Source organism: Clostridium aciditolerans, from assembly GCF_016316925.1.
Taxonomy (GTDB): Bacteria; Bacillota; Clostridia; order Clostridiales; family Clostridiaceae; genus Clostridium_AM; species Clostridium_AM aciditolerans.
Map to the genome: position 1 here is coordinate 14,754 of NZ_JAEEGB010000018.1, position 16,169 is coordinate 30,922.

Genomic DNA, 16,169 nt, shown 5'->3' on the forward strand with positions numbered 1-16,169 from the left:
AGAGGACAGTGAAGGTGAGTCTTCTTCCTTACGTCAGAAAACTAATTTATTTTTTTAGGCTTGTTTTGCTAATGCAAAACACCGCTAAATTAAAGATTTTTCGTAGTGTAGCGGAGAAAAATCCTCCTTCACTGTCCTCTGTCAATTGTCCTCTGTCCTCTGATAAAAATAATACGTCGTATTATTTTTACTTTACGAATTGAAATTAAGAATATTTAAATTTGGCTTAGTGCATTTTCAAGGTCAGCAATTAAATCATCTGCATCTTCAATACCTATGGAAATTCTTATAAGTTCAGGTTTAACACCTGCTTGTAGCAACTGCTCTTCATCAAGCTGAGAGTGAGTTGTAGAAGCAGGATGAATTATTAGTGATTTAGCATCTCCAACATTAGCTAAGTGTGAAAATATTTCTACTAAGCTTATTACTTTTTTGCCTGCTTCAGCTCCACCTTTTACTCCAAAGGTAAATATAGAACCAGGTCCCTTTGGAAGGTATTTTTTAGCTAAATCATAATATTTGTTTCCTTCTAATCCAGGATAGTTTACCCATTCTACTTTAGGGTGATTGCTTAAAAATTCTGCAATCTTTTTAGCATTGTCTACGTGTCTTTGGACTCTTAAGGATAAAGTTTCAAGACCAAGTGTTAATAAGAAGGAGTTAAATGGAGAGATAGCTGCTCCTAAGTCTCTTAAAAGAGCTGTTCTAACCTTTAGGATATATGCTAGGTTTCCAAAGGTTTCTACATATTTAAGTCCGTGATAGCTTTCATCTGGTTCTACAAGACCAGGGAATTTTCCATTATCCCAGTTGAATTTTCCTGAATCAACAACTACACCACCTATTGATGTACCATGACCACCAATAAATTTAGTAGCGGAGTGTACAACAATATCAGCACCAAATTCAATTGGCTTTAAAAGATATGGTGATGCAAAAGTATTATCAACAATTAGAGGGATACCATTCTTATGAGCAATATTAGCAACAGCTTCAATGTCAATTATGTTGATTCCTGGGTTGCCTATACTTTCTATATAAACGGCTTTTGTTTTTTCATTTATAGCTTTTTCAAGTTCTTCTAGGTTATCTGGATCTACAAGATTGACTTTAATTCCAAAGTTCTTAAAAGTATGAACGAATAGGGAATAAGTACCGCCATAAAGAGTTGCAGCAGCAACTATTTCGTCGCCTGAACCAGCAATATTTAATATTGAATAAGTGATTGCTGCCATTCCTGAAGCAGTAGCTACAGCTCCGACCCCACCTTCGAGTAAAGCAACTCTTTGCTCGAAAACATCATTTGTTGGATTACCTAAACGTGTATATATATTTCCAAACTTTTTTAAACCAAATAAGTCTGCAGCGTCTTGTGCATCGTCGAAAACATAAGAAGTTGTTTGATATATTGGTAATGCTCTTGATTTGGTAGCACTATCTACCTGTTGTCCTCCATGTATTTGAAGAGTGTCAAAAGATAATTTTTTTGTCATTGTTAATTCCTCCTTTTAATCGGAACACGGGGTAATTTCGCTAGGTAAAAATTCATTTAGAACCTTTACCTAGCAAAATTACCCGTTAAAGTCCATTTAGGACTTTAACCTCCTAAAAAATAATTTATTTTTAAATTAATTTTGGACGGAACTTCTATATTAAAGTTTTGTAATTTATAAAGGGATGAAGCTAGATTTAGCTTAATTGTAAATTTAAAATAAAAAAATCTTCTCGCAGACGAGACTGCAAGAAGATACACTTTCTCCTCAGCTCCTCATCTCTCAGGTATTTAACCTGCTGGAATTAGCACCGTTGAATAATAAATATTCAGGTTGCCGGGCGTCATAGGGCCAGTCCCTCAGCCTCTCTTGATAAGAAGTTCCGTATTCAATTGATGAAATCATAACAGGAATTACTATACTTTGTCAATACTGTTTTTGAAAAATAATTGAAATGTTAAATTTAAAAACTTGCATTAAGCCTTGATCTGATTAGAGTTTTCATACTAAAAAATTATTTGATTACTTAAAAAATTATGCATATGCTATTTTGTGAATTGAATAATCTAATGAAAAATTATAAAACTTCAATTATCATTTTATTAAGAATACGTAGCTTATTGATAGTAAGCAATACCTTGTTTAACACTTATTTAGTTGTTTAAAATAAGTCGCGGAAAAAATATATTGACAACTAAACTAATAAGTATTATTATTAGCGTTAAATGGAATTAAATAAAAAGTTCTTATCAAGAGTGGTGGAGGGACTGGCCCTATGAAGCCCGACAACCGGCATTAGTTTTGAATGTATCGGTGTCAATTCCTGCAGAATATTTTTTATTCTGATAGATAAGAAAATGGCTTGAAATTTTGAAAAAGATATTTAGGGCTACTTTTCTTATAGGAAAGTAGCCTTTTTATGTTTATAGGGTTACAAGGTCGAAAATTGACTTGCACCCCGGGCTAAGTTTCCAAGCTTCAGTCCGTTAAAAACTTTTAGTCAGTCTAAAGCTTAAGCAGATATCCCAAATCTTTGATTTGGTGATAGTCGCTTACACAGAGTGCGTGTTCTAAGATAACCTAAGAACTTTCGAGAACTCGCTTCGCTCAAACAACTCTAAAGTTCTAAGGTTCTCTTAAAACCCTTCACTAAGACTGACACAAAATTTTTAAATCTACCTTCGGCTTTGGAAACATATCCCTTTGTGTAAGTCAATTTTCTAGTTTGTTTCCCTATAATTATTAAAAGTAAAGGAGAATTACGTATGTTTATTAAAGATATATTTTTGAATAAAAGATTGACTATTTCTTTTGAATTATTTCCACCTAAGGATGATAAAAATTTTGAAGGTATTAATAGCACTATTGAAGAATTAAAAAAGTTAAACCCTGATTTTATTAGTGTAACCTATGGTGCAGGAGGAAGCAGCAGAAGTAGAACAATTGAACTTGCTTCAATTATAAAAAATAAGTATGACATAGAAACCATAGCGCATCTTACATGTATAACCTCTTCCAGAGAAGAGATTAATGGTATTTTAAATGATTTAAAATTAAATAATATTGGTAATGTACTTGCTTTAAGAGGGGATATTCCTAAGGGTTTTATAATTAAAGAAAGTTTTAAGTATGCTAAGGATTTAATTTATGAGATATCCCAAAGAAAAGATTTTAGCATATCTGCAGCAGCTTATCCAGAGGGACATGTGGAATGTGCTGATATAGGAAAAAATATAGAGTATCTTAAAGAAAAAGTGGAAAAAGGTGCAGATTTTTTAATTACTCAGCTTTTCTTTGATAATGATAACTTTTATAATTTTAGAGAAGAGTTATATAAAAATAATATAAATGTTCCAATTGTTACAGGCATTATACCTGTATTAGATAAAAGACAAATAGAACGTATAGCAGCCTTATCTGGTGCAGTTATTCCTCAAAAAATTAAAAGAATTATGGATAAATATGAGCATAGCCCTGAGGCTCTAAAAGAGGCAGGAATAGCATATACTTCCGAGCAAATTGTTGATTTAATAAGTAATGATGTTCAAGGGATACATTTATATACTATGAATAAACATAATGCTGTAAAAGAAATTATGGAAAATATACAGGAACTTCGTAAGATAGTTAATTCTTGAAGATGCCTAATATAAATAAAGTAAAAAGGGAGAGGTTTTTTATGACATTTAAAACTTTATTAAGAGATAGATTTAATAATAAATTTGCGTTTTTCGACGGAGCTATGGGAACTATGCTTCAGAAAGAGGGACTTAAGGTTGGGGAGCTGCCAGAGACTCTTAATATAACAAATCCGGAAATAATAAAGAAAGTACACAAGCAGTATATTGATGCGGGTTCAGATATAGTTATTACAAACACTTTTGGAGCAAATGAATTAAAGTACAGTTCCTCTGAATACTCTATTGAGCAGGTAATTACTGCAGGAGTGAATATTGCAAGAGAAGCAGCTGGTAACAAATTAGTAGCATTAGATATAGGTCCAACTGGATTAATTATGGAACCAACAGGTACTCTAAGCTTTGAAGCAGCTTATGAGTTGTTTAAAAAACAAGTAATAATTGGAGAAAAAGCAGGTGCGGACTTAATTTTAATAGAAACTATGTCTGACTTGTATGAAGTTAAGGCTGCTGTACTTGCAGCAAAAGAGAACAGTTCGCTTCCTGTATTTTGTACAATGACTTTTCAGCAGGATGGTAGAACTTTAATGGGTACAGATCCAAAGACCATGGTATTTGTATTAGAGGGGTTAGGAGTTGATGCACTGGGAGTAAACTGTTCTTTGGGGCCTAAAGAACTTATGCCTATTATAGATGAAATTCTACTATATGCATCTATTCCTGTAATGGTTCAACCTAACGCTGGTCTTCCAAGATATGATGGAGAAAAAACTGTTTATGATATAGAACCTAATGAATTTGCTAAATATATAAGAATTATGGCACAGAAGGGTGTGCAAATTTTTGGTGGATGCTGTGGTACGAATCCTGAGTTTATAAAGGAATCATTAAAGGCTGTAGAAGGACTACTACCTTTAGAAAGGGAGTCTAAGAACTTTACGGCAATTTGTTCTGGTACTGAAACTATAATCTTAGATGGCAAGATAAACCTTGTTGGTGAAAGAATAAATCCTACAGGGAAAAAACGTTATAAAGAAGAACTTAAAGAAGAAGGCGTTAGCTATATACAGGCCGAGGCTGTAAAGCAGAAAGAAGAAGGAGCAGCTATTATAGGCTTAAATGTAGGTTTGCCAGAAATTGATGAAAGAAAAATGATGATTAAAGCAGTGAAAGCTATTCAAAAGGTAGTTCAGCTTCCTATTGATATTGACAGCCCCAATCCAGAAGTTTTAGAGGCAGGTGCTAGAGTTTATAATGGTAGACCAATTATAAATTCTGTAAATGGAAAAAAAGAGATTATGAAAAAGGTATTTCCTATAGTTAAAAAATATGGTGGATGCGTTATAGCTCTTACTATAGATGAAAATGGTATTCCAGATACAGCTGAAGGAAGGTTAGAAATAGCAGAAAAAATAGTTAATGAAGCTAGAAATTATGGAATAGATAAGAAAGACATAATTATTGACTGCCTTGCGCTAACTGTTTCAGCGCAGCAGAAAGAAGTTTTAGAAACTGTAAAAGCCATAAAGTTGGTTAAAGAAAAGCTTGGAGTTAAAACTGTCCTTGGAGTAAGCAATATATCCTATGGTATGCCAAGAAGAGATATATTAAATAGAACATTTCTCGCATTGGCACTTCAAGCGGGACTTGATCTACCAATTATAAACAGTGCTGATGAGGAAATGAAGGCAACAATACATGCCTTTGAAGCACTTGCAAATATAGATAAGGAAGGTAAGAATTATATCAATAAATATTCAGCTAAGGGACTTGAGACGAAAAGTGAAAAGCAAATAAAAGCTATTTCCGGGGAAAGTACTAAGGATTTAAAACGAATAATAGTTGATGGAATGGAAGAGGAAGCGGTATTAAGTACTGAAGAACTTCTAAAGACGAAAGATCCTATGGAGATAGTAAATGGATATATTATACCTGCTCTAGACTATGTAGGTGAGCAGTATGATGAAAAAGAAATATTCCTGCCACAGCTTATTCAATCTGCAGAAACTGTTAAAAAATCCTTTGAAGTCATCAAAGAAAACATGATTAAAAGCGGAAAAAACAATATAGAAAAAGGTAAGATAGTTTTAGCAACAGTTAAAGGTGATATCCATGATATTGGTAAAAATATTGTTAAAGTCCTTTTGGAAAACTACGGATTTAAAGTTATTGATCTGGGAAAAGATGTGCCGATAGAGAAAGTAGTCGAAGCTGTAAAAGAGGATAATATAAAGCTGGTAGGATTAAGTGCACTTATGACTACTACAGTTATAAATATGAAAAAAACTATAGAGGCACTAAGAGAAAATAATCTTGATTGTAAAGTCTTCGTAGGGGGAGCTGTATTAAATGAGGAATATGCTCAAATGATTGGAGCAGATTTTTATGCAAGAGATGCAAGAGAATCGGTAAGAATTGCAGAAAAAATTTTTATAGAATAATTTCTCCACTTAGGATAAAATTATATAATAATAAGGTTTTGTGGAGGATGAAGATGAACCAAAAAATAAACAAGTTTGTACCCGAGATAAAGGGAACCCTTAGAAGTAAAATGATAGACCTTCCTCAATTAATAAGATCCGCTAGCGGTATAAAGGTATTTGGTAAAAGGTTAAAATCATTTATATTCACAACAGACATAGCTGTCATAAAAAATAATAATGCTGATGCAATAATGGCAGTTTACCCATTTACTCCTCAGCCTGTAATAACAGAAGTATTAGTGTCAGCATCTGATGTACCAGTATTTTGTGGCGTCGGCGGTGGACTTACTATGGGAAAAAGGGTAGTGAACCTAGCACTTGATGCGGAATTTAAAGGTGCTATGGGTGTAGTTGTAAACAGTCCTACATCTAATGAAGTAATACAAGCAATGAGAGATTCAATAGATATTCCTATTATAGTTACTGTAGTGTCAGAAAATGAAGACATAAAAGGCAGAATAGAATCCGGAACAACTATATTTAATGTAGCTGCAGGCAGTAGAACGGCGGAGGTAGTTAGAAAGATAAGAGAAAGTTATGCTGACTTTCCTATAATAGCTACAGGCGGGAAAAATGAAGAAAGTATAAGAGAAACGATAGAAGCTGGTGCTAATGCAATTTCCTACACTCCACCAAGTACAGGTGAATTATTTAAAGATACAATGATTAAATACAGAAATATGTCTAGATAAACAGGATTCTTAGTGTCTTTAGCACTTAGAAGTCGTTATCCAGGGGCATAGCCGCTCTTTACTCCCTAGGGAGTATTAGAGCGGGTAGCCATCGGATAAAAAATGCCCTTAGAGAAATTCTAAGGCTTTTTTTATTTTTTGCATACAGTGGTAATAGACCGAAAGTTAGCTTATACCCCGGGCTATGTTTCCAAGCTTCAGTCCGTTAAAAATTTTTAGTCAATCTAAAGCTTGAGTTTTAGACGACCTAAGAACCTTCGAAAAACTCGCTATGCTCAGACAACTCGAAGGTGCTAAGGTTGTCTTAAAACACTTCACTAAGATTGACACAAAGTTTTTAAATCTACCTTCGGCTTTGGAAACATATCCCTTTGTATAAGCTAACTTTCTGGTTAATAACCCCATAAGTGAATTTTATCTAAATTTAAATTGATAATATTAATTATGTATGCAGTTTTTAAAAATAAGCCTTAATTATAGAGTATATATTATTATATTTATGCAATTAATATCTAAGAGATTTAAAGGAAAAATATGCGGATAAAAGTTTAAATATGCATATAATCTGTATCAATATATTAAAAATTGCAAGATTTTATTTGTGTAATATAGAAAATGGGCCATTACTGTAAAAATTACAGTAAATTTACTTCTGCATAAAAAATAAATAAAATACAAAAAAGGTATTGAATAATTATTACGTTATATGTATAATTATAATATAAATTAAGGAGTTAAAAAATTAAGTTAGAGTGGAGTGAGGGCAGTGGACATATTAGCAATTAAAAATACATTACCGATTTTGCTGAAGGGGAGCATAATGACGGTAGAGCTTACAGTTATTACTATAATATTTGGAACGATACTAGGGGTGTTGTTGGCGCTTTTAAAACTATCAAAGAATGTTGCACTTAGGACAATCTCTGGCTTTTATACATGGATATTTAGAGGAACTCCATTACTTTTGCAATTGTTTTTCTTTTACTATGGACTACCTTTTATAGGTATTACACTAACGCCTTTTTCAGCAGCTGTACTTGGTCTTGGACTAAATTGTGCTGCGTATATGGCAGAGATAATAAGAGGTGGAATACAATCAATAGATAAAGGGCAGTTTGAAGCTGCAAAAGCATTAGGATTTACTTATACAGATACAATGAGAAGAATAATATTACCACAGACTTTTAAGGTGATAATACCACCTGTGGGTAATCAGTTTATTGCAATGCTAAAGGATACATCGTTGGTATCAACAATAGCAATGGTAGAGCTTATGAGATCAGCTCAGCAAATGTATGCTACTACCTTTAAACCAATAGAAGTATTTTTAACAGCAGGTATCTTATATCTTTTAATGACAACTATATTTACAGGAGCATTTTCACTAATGGAGAAAAAGTTAGAAGTTTATGGATAGATAACCCGTGAATTAGAGGAGATTAGAGGGGGAAATAGTATGGAAAATGCAGTATTAAATAATTATATAGAGTTTAGCCCAGAGGAGTATATGATAGAGGCTACAAACTTGACTAAAAAGTTCAATGACCTTGTAGTGTTTAAAGACTTAAATGTGAAAGTGAAAAAAGGAGAAGTTCTAGTTGTTATAGGGCCATCAGGTTCAGGGAAAAGTACTTTTTTAAGATGTCTTAACCACCTTGAAGAAATTGATTGTGGAAAAGTAGTTATTGAAGGTGAAGAGTTAAATCCTAAAAATAAAAAGCTGCTTCGAATGATAACCACAAAGATGGGAATGGTTTTTCAAAACTTTAATTTATTTCCTCATATGACAGCATTACAAAATGTTATGGAAGCACCGGTTGTAGTAAAAAAAGAAGAGAAAAATGAAGTGTTAGAGAGAGCGAAAAAGCTTTTTGAAAAGGTTGGCTTAGCTGATAAAATGGATTATTATCCATCAAAGCTTTCTGGTGGACAAAAGCAAAGGGTTGCAATTGCAAGAGCCTTGGCTATGAATCCAGATATAATGTTGTTTGATGAACCTACTTCAGCGCTAGATCCTGAGCTTGTAGGAGAAGTTTTAAATGTTATGAAAGATTTAGCAAAAGAAGGAATGACAATGGTTGTTGTAACTCACGAAATGGGCTTCGCAAAAGAAGTTGCTGATAGAGTTATATTTATGGATGGAGGAAAAATTGTAGAACAAGGAACACCTGAACAGATATTTTCACATCCAAGAGAACTAAGAACCAAATCTTTCTTAGAAAAAGTATTGTAAATTAAAAATAATCATTTAAATAAATAAGATATTAAATCGGATTGAGGATGAAAATAAATTCTCATTCTCAATTCCTTGTTAAAAAAGGGGAGGAATTATCATGAAAGATAAAGTTGTTTTAGCATATTCAGGAGGATTGGACACATCAATAATAATTCCATGGCTTAAAGAGAACTATGATTTAGAAGTCATAGCAGCCTGTGTAAATGTAGGTCAAGAAGATAACATGGAAGAGGTTAGAGCAAAAGCTTTAAGAACTGGAGCTTCAAAAATATATATAGAAGATGTGGTAGAAGAATTTGTAACAGATTATATATTTAAAGGTATAAAAGCAGGAGCTGTATACGAAGAAAAATACTTACTTGGAACTTCTTTTGCAAGACCATTAATTGCGAAAAAATTAGTTGAAATAGCACATGCTGAAGGAGCAAAATATATAGCTCATGGAGCTACAGGAAAAGGAAATGACCAGGTACGTTTTGAGCTTGGTATAGCAGCTTTTGATCCTACAATAAAGGTAATTGCACCTTGGAGAATATGGGATATAGAGTCAAGAGAAGATGCTATAGATTATGCTAAATCTAAGGGAGTAGAGATACCTGTAACTAAGGCAAAGATATACTCAAGAGACCAAAATTTATGGCACTTAAGCCATGAAGGCGGAGAACTTGAGAAGCCGCAAAATGAGCACAATCAAGGTATGTATCTTATGACAACTCCTCCTGAAAAGGCAAAGGATGAAGTAACTTATGTAGAAGTATACTTTGAGCAAGGAATACCTACAAAGTTAAATGGAGAGGACATAGCACCAGTAGCATTAATAGAAACATTAAACAAAATAGGCGGAGAAAACGGAATAGGAATAATTGATATAATTGAAAATAGATTAGTAGGAATGAAATCAAGAGGAGTTTATGAAACTCCAGGTGGAACAATTCTTTACGCAGCACATAAGGAACTTGAAAGATTAACTCTTGATAAGCAAACTTTCCACTATAAACAAATGGTATCACAAAAATATGGAGAATTAGTTTATGATGGATTGTGGTTTACACCATTAAAAGAAGCATTAGATGCTTTTGTAGATTCTACTCAAAAAAATGTAACAGGTTCAGTAAAATTAAAGTTATATAAAGGTAATGTAATGGTAGCAGGTATAGATACACCATATGCTCTTTATGATGAAAGTATATCTTCCTTCGGTGCAAGTTCATATAGCCACAAAGATGCAGAAGGCTTTATAAATCTATTTGGTCTTCCGCTAAAGATTAAAGCTATGATGGAAAAAAATAAGGAAGTTTAATCATGAAGCTTTGGGGTGGAAGATTTAAGAAGGCTGAAAATAAGCTTATGGAGGACTTTAATAGTTCTCTAAGCTTTGACAGAACACTTTATTATGAAGATATACAAGGAAGCACTGCACATGTTAAGATGCTTACTAAGTGTGGAATTTTAACAGAGGAAGAATGTAAAAGCATATTAGAAGGATTAAATTCAATACTTTCAGATATAGAAAATGGAAACCTTGAAATAGAAGGTGACTACGAAGATATTCACAGTTTTGTTGAAATGAATCTTATACAAAGAATAGGTCAGGTTGGTAAAAAACTGCATACATCTAGAAGCAGAAATGATCAGGTAGCAGTAGACTTAAGACTGTATGCAAAAGGAAAAGCTTTTGAAGTGATCGAAAATATAGAAGCACTTCAAGATACAATAGTAAAACTAGGACAAGAGAATGACTGTATAATGCCAGGATATACTCATCTTCAAAGGGCACAGGTAGTAACTTTTAAGCATCACATTATGGCTTATTACAATATGCTTATGAGAGATAAAAAGAGAGTGCTAAATGCCATTGAGATATTAGATGAAAGTCCATTAGGATGCTGTGCATTAGCTGGAACAACTTATAATATAGATAGAAGTTTTACTGCTAAAGAATTAGGTTTTAAAAAGCCAGTAGATAATTTTTTAGATGGGGTAAGCGATAGGGATTATGTTATAGAGTTGTTGTCCTGTTTTTCTATAATGATGATGCATTTAAGTCGCTTAAGCGAAGAGTTAATATTGTGGAGTAGTAAAGAGTTTGATTTTATTGAAATAGATGATGAATTCTCAACTGGAAGCAGCATTATGCCTCAGAAAAAGAATCCGGATGCTGCAGAACTCATAAGAGGTAAAACCGGGAGAGTATACGGATCACTCATAGCACTGCTTACCACTATGAAAGGCATTCCCCTTGCCTATAACAAGGATATGCAGGAAGATAAAGAACAGTTTTTTAACTCCTTAGATACGATATTAAGCTGTTTGAAAATTATGAGAGGTATGCTCTCCTCATTAAAAGTAAAAAAAGAAAACACTTTTAATGCAGTTAAAAAAGGATTCCTTAACGCTACAGAAGCAGCAGACTATCTTGTAAATAAAGGAATGCCTTTTAGAGATGCACATAAAGTAATAGGAGAAATAGTACTTTATTGTGAAGGAAAAAATAAAGCTATAGAGGATATATACTTAGAGGAGCTAAAGAAATTCAGCGAATTATTTGATAAGGATGTATATGAATTTATAGACTACAGCAATACTTTAAATAGAGGCATTAAAGTGGAGCTCAAATAATATTGCCCCAAATTTTTATTAAATTAAATATAGAAAGAGGAAAGGCTTTTACAAGACTTTCCTCTTTCCCTTTTAGAGATATTTTAAATTTTAATAATTATTTAACTTCTCCTGGATCGTTAGTTCTGTCTCTATCTCTTCCGAAAAATGAAAGAGCATATAATCCTGCTATGCCAACAAGTGCGTATACTATTCTGCTAAATGAAGACATTGTGCCGAATAATGAATCTACTAAGTTAAACTGAAAGAATCCTATTAGTCCCCAGTTTATAGCACCTATAACAACTAATATTAGTGCAATAACATCTAGTGCTCTCATATTCACATCTCCTTTATAATTTTGTACAACAATAGTATTCGCAAATTTTTAAAAAATATAAGTAAAGAATAAAAAAAGGGAAAAAATTTCCCTAAAATTATAATTTATTTATCTAATATATTAAGTTCCATATTTCTATCAATTGATTGAACTAAAGATATGAATGTATCTGTTCTCTGAATGCCTTCTACTGATTGAATTTTATTCATTAACAAGTTTTGAAGATCTGCAATGTTTTTACAGATAACCTTTACAAAGATTGAGTATTGACCGGTAGTATAATGAAGCTCAACAATTTCTTTTACTAATTTCAATTGATCAAGTACAAAATTGTAGGATCTAGCTTTGTCGAGATAAATTCCAATGAAGCAGCAGACATCGTAACCTAGCTTTGAATTATCCACTATAAGTTTTGTGCCTTTTATAATACCCATATCCTCCATTTTTTTCATTCTAACATGAATAGTTCCTCCACTTACATGGCATTGTCTTGCTATTTCTAAAAATGGCGTTCTTGAGTCTTTGATAAGTATATCCAAAATTTGAAGATCCAAATCGTCTAATCCGTTAACCTTTAAATTCATTTGTTACCACTCCTCATTTATTGTATAACATGATTTCTATAATTGGTATAATATTAACAAAGTAAGTAATTTTATTATAACAGAAATTTTTGTTAATTTGATAATCTAAATGTTATTGTATTAATAAAAAATACTTTTATTAATATTAATTTGAAGATACATATAATATTTAGTATAGTCATTTAATAATATTTTAATATACTATAAAAATATTTCAATATTATTATAACGTAATTATGAAAAAATTACAGTAATACTTAACAAGCTATTTATAAAGGTATTGCTATAAATTTAAAAGTGTATAATAATAGAAGTAATATATACTAATTCAAAGGGGGAAAAATAAAATGCCATTATGGTTACAAGTTGCATTTCAAATTTTATTTTTTGTAATTATATTCTTAGTAGTTTATAACCAATTAAAAATCCATGTGTTATCAAAATTACATCCAAATAAGTGGCTGATTTTGGGGTTGGCTATAGCGGCATTCTTTGTACCGACTGTGATAGCTGCATATTTTAAATATAATATAAATGGTACTGTGTGGCAGTATGTTCAATCGGCGATATTCATAGTACTGTTTTTATGGTTTGTAGATTTGAGAAGTGGAGCTATATATAATACAGCTAATAGAGGGGCAAGAAATACAAAAAATAGTAAAAGTAATGTTGTTATAAAGCCTAAAGCTAAACCAAATAGAGTAAAAAATAATCAAAAGAAGTAATTGTAAGAAGTTTCTAGTATTTACTAGGAACTTTTTATTTTTATATAGGGTTATAAGTCCGAAAGTTAACTTTCTAGTTAGTCTTCCTATATAAAAATGTTGACTTGCATAGGAGTATATAGTGCATCTAGTTGCTTAGTTAAATACTTTTAAATGAATATAAGTATTAAATTTTATAGGAGATAAGAATTCTAGATAATTTCAGGATGAGATATGTCGAATAATGTTTGGAATAATGTCGAAAAAAATATTTTTTGAAAATATATTGACTGATTATGCAATTAATGCTATTATAATATTGTAAATGAAGTCGAAAAACATCAATAGGACACCGGGTTTTATTGATGTTAATAAGCTTTTCATTAAACAATATCCCCTATTTAGCCGCATGCTCCCCCATGTAGGCTTTTTTTTTATTCAAATATAGTGATTTTGTATTTTAAATACAAAATCACTATATTTTTTTCTAGGCTAGTTAGCTTCTCGTACATTATTATTTTTAATATTATGCTTCGTACCAATATAATATCCTACAAAGCCTGCGCCTGCAGCAGCTTGGAATGCAAATAAAAAACTTTCTACTTCACCAGATGGTGGTTCCCAAATGTGATTAAACCAAGGTGTATACTCTTTATTTACTTCAGAAATTACTCCTTCTATTTGATCATCAGCTCCTCCAAACTCGCCTTTAGAGCCTATGATAAAAGAACCTACGATAAGTATAATGCAAAAAGAAATAAGTAATAGATTTTTCCTTTTCATATTAAATCACCTCGTTTAATGATAGTAATTCACTCTTTGAATGTTTCTCTATAAACTCAAATATCATAACTGTCACTATTCCTTCAACTATAGCTAGTGGAAGCTGAGTTACTGCAAATATAGAGACAAATTTTATAAAAGATATAAACACTCCTCCATCTTTAGCAGGGAAAGAAAGTGCAAGCTGAACTGATGTTATAAAGTATGTAGCAAGATCTCCAATACTAGCTGCTAAAAACACTGCAATTTTTTTGTTTTTATGTTTTAGAAGCCTATATATTGTGTAAGATACTATTGGACCTGCTATGCCCATTGAAAAAGTATTTGCGCCAAGAGTTGTGATACCTCCGTGGGCAAGGAATATAGCCTGAAAGGTTAGTACCAATACACCAATAACAGCCATCACAAATGGACCAAAAATAATTGCGCCAAAACCGGTACCTGTAGGATGGGAGCAGCTTCCTGTAACTGATGGAATCTTCATCGCTGAAAGTACAAAAGAATATGCAGCTACAAGGCCAAGAAGCATTTTTATGTCTTTGTTTCTTAATGTAGCTTTTCTTATGTCTCTCATACCTAAAATAAAAAATGGAGCAGAGAGTATAAAATAGAATATGCACCAGCTAGGAGGTAAAAATCCTTCGGAAATGTGCATTGCATAGGCTATTGATGGAACTGAAAGCACCAATGCCAATACATAAATAAATAATAGTCTTTTTTTCATTAATGATTCCCCCTTAATTAATTTTTAAATAAATAAAATCCCTTTAACTTACGTTAAAGGGATTAAATAACTTATCTAAATCAATAATAAAATCTAAAAAAGCAACAGATGTTAACTATTTTTAGTTAAATTATAGCATTCAGTAATAATTATTCACCTTATATCCACGTAAGGTTAAAGAATAACAAACGATATAGGCAGGTCTCCTGACTCAAGTATCATCATTCTTATAAGCCTTCCCAGACTACGCCAGTGGCATTATTATAAGAACTTCTCTTTTACAGTGGCGGGACCGTGAGGGATTTTCACCCAACTTCCCTATTAAGCAGTGTATTAACTGCACCTATATTTTATTAAATTTTTAACAATAATTACTTTCCTGCTAATTTTAACATAAATGTTTATTTAAGACAAGCTTAAAATAGTTTTAATAGGTATGTTATTCATGAATAATAAGTTCAAATACATCTGGTCTTGAGTAATGACCAACTACATCAAAGTCTATTCTGCTTTGTACAACTTCATCTAATTCCAAGTCAGCAATTAAAATTTCTTCTCTATTATAAACAGGATCAACTACATATTTTCCAAAAGGATTAACTATACAGCTGCCGCCAGGGCACATAACTTCTGGTTGAGATTCTAATTCATGATAATAGTTTAGATCTGTTGGGTACATGTTTTTTTCAACATATTGATTACATCCGATTACAAAACATCGGCCTTCTAAGGCTATATGCCTCATAGTACACTGCCATTCTTCTCTTGAATCCGCTGTAGGAGCAATATAAATAGTTACGCCTTTAGAATATAAGGCCATACGAGCTAATGGCATGTAGTTTTCCCAACATATTAAGGAACCCATTTTGCCATAAGGTGTGTCTAACACTGTGAGAGTACTTCCATCACCTTCCCCCCAAATACAGCGCTCTGTGCCTGTAGGTTTAAGTTTTCTATGCTTCCCTAAAAGTTTTCCATCAGGCCCAAAGAACAGGTTTGTGCAGTAAAGAGTATTATTTAGTCCTTCACCATCCTTTTCTATAACTCCTATAGATAAATATACTCCAGCTTCTTGAGCTGCTTTTCCGAGAATGTCTGTAACATCGCTAGGTACTGATACAGAATTTTCATAGTAACGCTGCCAATCTTTACGTCCTTCCATTGTTCTGCTGCCGACAACAAATCCAAAGGAAAGTCCTCTTGGATAAGCGGAAATGAATGCTTCAGGAAAAACTACTATGTTTGCACCCTTTTTTCCTGCTTCTTTGATTAAAGCCAAAGTCTTTTCAACAGTAGCGTCAAGATCCATAATAACCGGAGCCGCTTGGACTGCCGCAACTCTCACAGTTTTAATAGCATTTTTCATATTAACATCCCCTTTAAACTTAGTAAAC

At 32.5% G+C, this 16,169-nt stretch carries 14 protein-coding genes and 3 riboswitches; of the genes, 8 read left to right on the plus strand and 6 right to left on the minus strand.

Annotated features, from left to right (window positions below; genetic code table 11):
* Window positions 1-215: 215 nt before the first annotated feature.
* Window positions 216-1,493, minus strand: a complete 1,278-nt coding sequence (locus tag I6U51_RS15530) for an O-acetylhomoserine aminocarboxypropyltransferase/cysteine synthase family protein (protein ID WP_211143502.1) — start codon at window positions 1,491-1,493, stop codon at window positions 216-218.
* Window positions 1,494-1,765: 272 nt separating this feature from the next.
* A riboswitch (SAM riboswitch) is annotated at window positions 1,766-1,872 on the minus strand.
* A gap of 364 nt (window positions 1,873-2,236) precedes the next feature.
* Window positions 2,237-2,349, plus strand: a riboswitch (SAM riboswitch).
* Window positions 2,350-2,758: 409 nt separating this feature from the next.
* Between I6U51_RS15530 and metF the strand changes: the two genes are divergently transcribed.
* The 7 genes from metF (at window position 2,759) to argH (ending at window position 11,661) form a co-directional block, all read left to right on the plus strand.
* Entirely contained in the window at window positions 2,759-3,631 is an 873-nt protein-coding gene (metF, locus tag I6U51_RS15535; protein ID WP_211143503.1) for a methylenetetrahydrofolate reductase [NAD(P)H], read from the plus strand.
* Between the two features lie 41 nt (window positions 3,632-3,672).
* Window positions 3,673-6,072, plus strand: a complete 2,400-nt coding sequence (locus I6U51_RS15540; RefSeq protein ID WP_211143504.1) for a homocysteine S-methyltransferase family protein — start codon at window positions 3,673-3,675, stop codon at window positions 6,070-6,072.
* Between the two features lie 47 nt (window positions 6,073-6,119).
* Window positions 6,120-6,806, plus strand: a complete 687-nt coding sequence (locus I6U51_RS15545) for a beta/alpha barrel domain-containing protein (RefSeq protein ID WP_425489767.1) — start codon at window positions 6,120-6,122, stop codon at window positions 6,804-6,806.
* A 766-nt stretch (window positions 6,807-7,572) separates the two neighbouring features.
* Complete coding sequence (locus I6U51_RS15550; protein WP_211143506.1) at window positions 7,573-8,223, plus strand: ABC transporter permease subunit; 651 nt, start codon at window positions 7,573-7,575, stop codon at window positions 8,221-8,223.
* 39 nt (window positions 8,224-8,262) lie between these two features.
* A complete protein-coding gene (locus tag I6U51_RS15555; protein ID WP_281395985.1) occupies window positions 8,263-9,039 on the plus strand; it encodes an amino acid ABC transporter ATP-binding protein in 777 nt (258 codons plus the stop codon).
* Window positions 9,040-9,139: 100 nt separating this feature from the next.
* On the plus strand, window positions 9,140-10,342 hold the full coding sequence (locus I6U51_RS15560) for an argininosuccinate synthase (RefSeq protein ID WP_211143507.1): 1,203 nt from the start codon (window positions 9,140-9,142) through the stop codon (window positions 10,340-10,342).
* Window positions 10,343-10,344: 2 nt separating this feature from the next.
* Window positions 10,345-11,661, plus strand: a complete 1,317-nt coding sequence (gene argH / locus I6U51_RS15565; protein WP_211143508.1) for an argininosuccinate lyase — start codon at window positions 10,345-10,347, stop codon at window positions 11,659-11,661.
* Window positions 11,662-11,758: 97 nt separating this feature from the next.
* On the opposite strand, the gene I6U51_RS15570 is transcribed toward argH, so the two are convergent.
* On the minus strand, window positions 11,759-11,980 hold the full coding sequence (locus I6U51_RS15570; protein WP_178906728.1) for a DUF378 domain-containing protein: 222 nt from the start codon (window positions 11,978-11,980) through the stop codon (window positions 11,759-11,761).
* Between the two features lie 104 nt (window positions 11,981-12,084).
* A complete protein-coding gene (locus tag I6U51_RS15575) occupies window positions 12,085-12,564 on the minus strand; it encodes an Lrp/AsnC ligand binding domain-containing protein (protein ID WP_211143509.1) in 480 nt (159 codons plus the stop codon).
* Window positions 12,565-12,911: 347 nt separating this feature from the next.
* Between I6U51_RS15575 and I6U51_RS15580 the strand changes: the two genes are divergently transcribed.
* The gene (locus I6U51_RS15580; protein WP_211143510.1) at window positions 12,912-13,289 is read left to right on the plus strand and encodes a hypothetical protein; all 378 of its coding nucleotides are present in this window, start codon (window positions 12,912-12,914) and stop codon (window positions 13,287-13,289) included.
* A 471-nt stretch (window positions 13,290-13,760) separates the two neighbouring features.
* On the opposite strand, the gene I6U51_RS15585 is transcribed toward I6U51_RS15580, so the two are convergent.
* The 3 genes from I6U51_RS15585 to I6U51_RS15595 all read right to left on the minus strand — a co-directional run bounded on the left by I6U51_RS15585 (window position 13,761) and on the right by I6U51_RS15595 (window position 16,141).
* A complete protein-coding gene (locus I6U51_RS15585) occupies window positions 13,761-14,051 on the minus strand; it encodes an energy-coupling factor ABC transporter substrate-binding protein (protein WP_211143511.1) in 291 nt (96 codons plus the stop codon).
* A gap of 1 nt (window position 14,052) precedes the next feature.
* Window positions 14,053-14,775 carry an energy-coupling factor ABC transporter permease gene (locus I6U51_RS15590; protein WP_211143512.1) on the minus strand — a complete coding sequence of 241 codons (723 nt, stop codon included), beginning with the start codon at window positions 14,773-14,775 and terminating at the stop codon, window positions 14,053-14,055.
* Window positions 14,776-14,954: 179 nt separating this feature from the next.
* Window positions 14,955-15,137: riboswitch (cobalamin riboswitch) on the minus strand.
* 77 nt (window positions 15,138-15,214) lie between these two features.
* Window positions 15,215-16,141 carry a carbon-nitrogen hydrolase family protein gene (locus tag I6U51_RS15595; protein WP_211143513.1) on the minus strand — a complete coding sequence of 309 codons (927 nt, stop codon included), beginning with the start codon at window positions 16,139-16,141 and terminating at the stop codon, window positions 15,215-15,217.
* Window positions 16,142-16,169 lie beyond the last annotated feature (28 nt).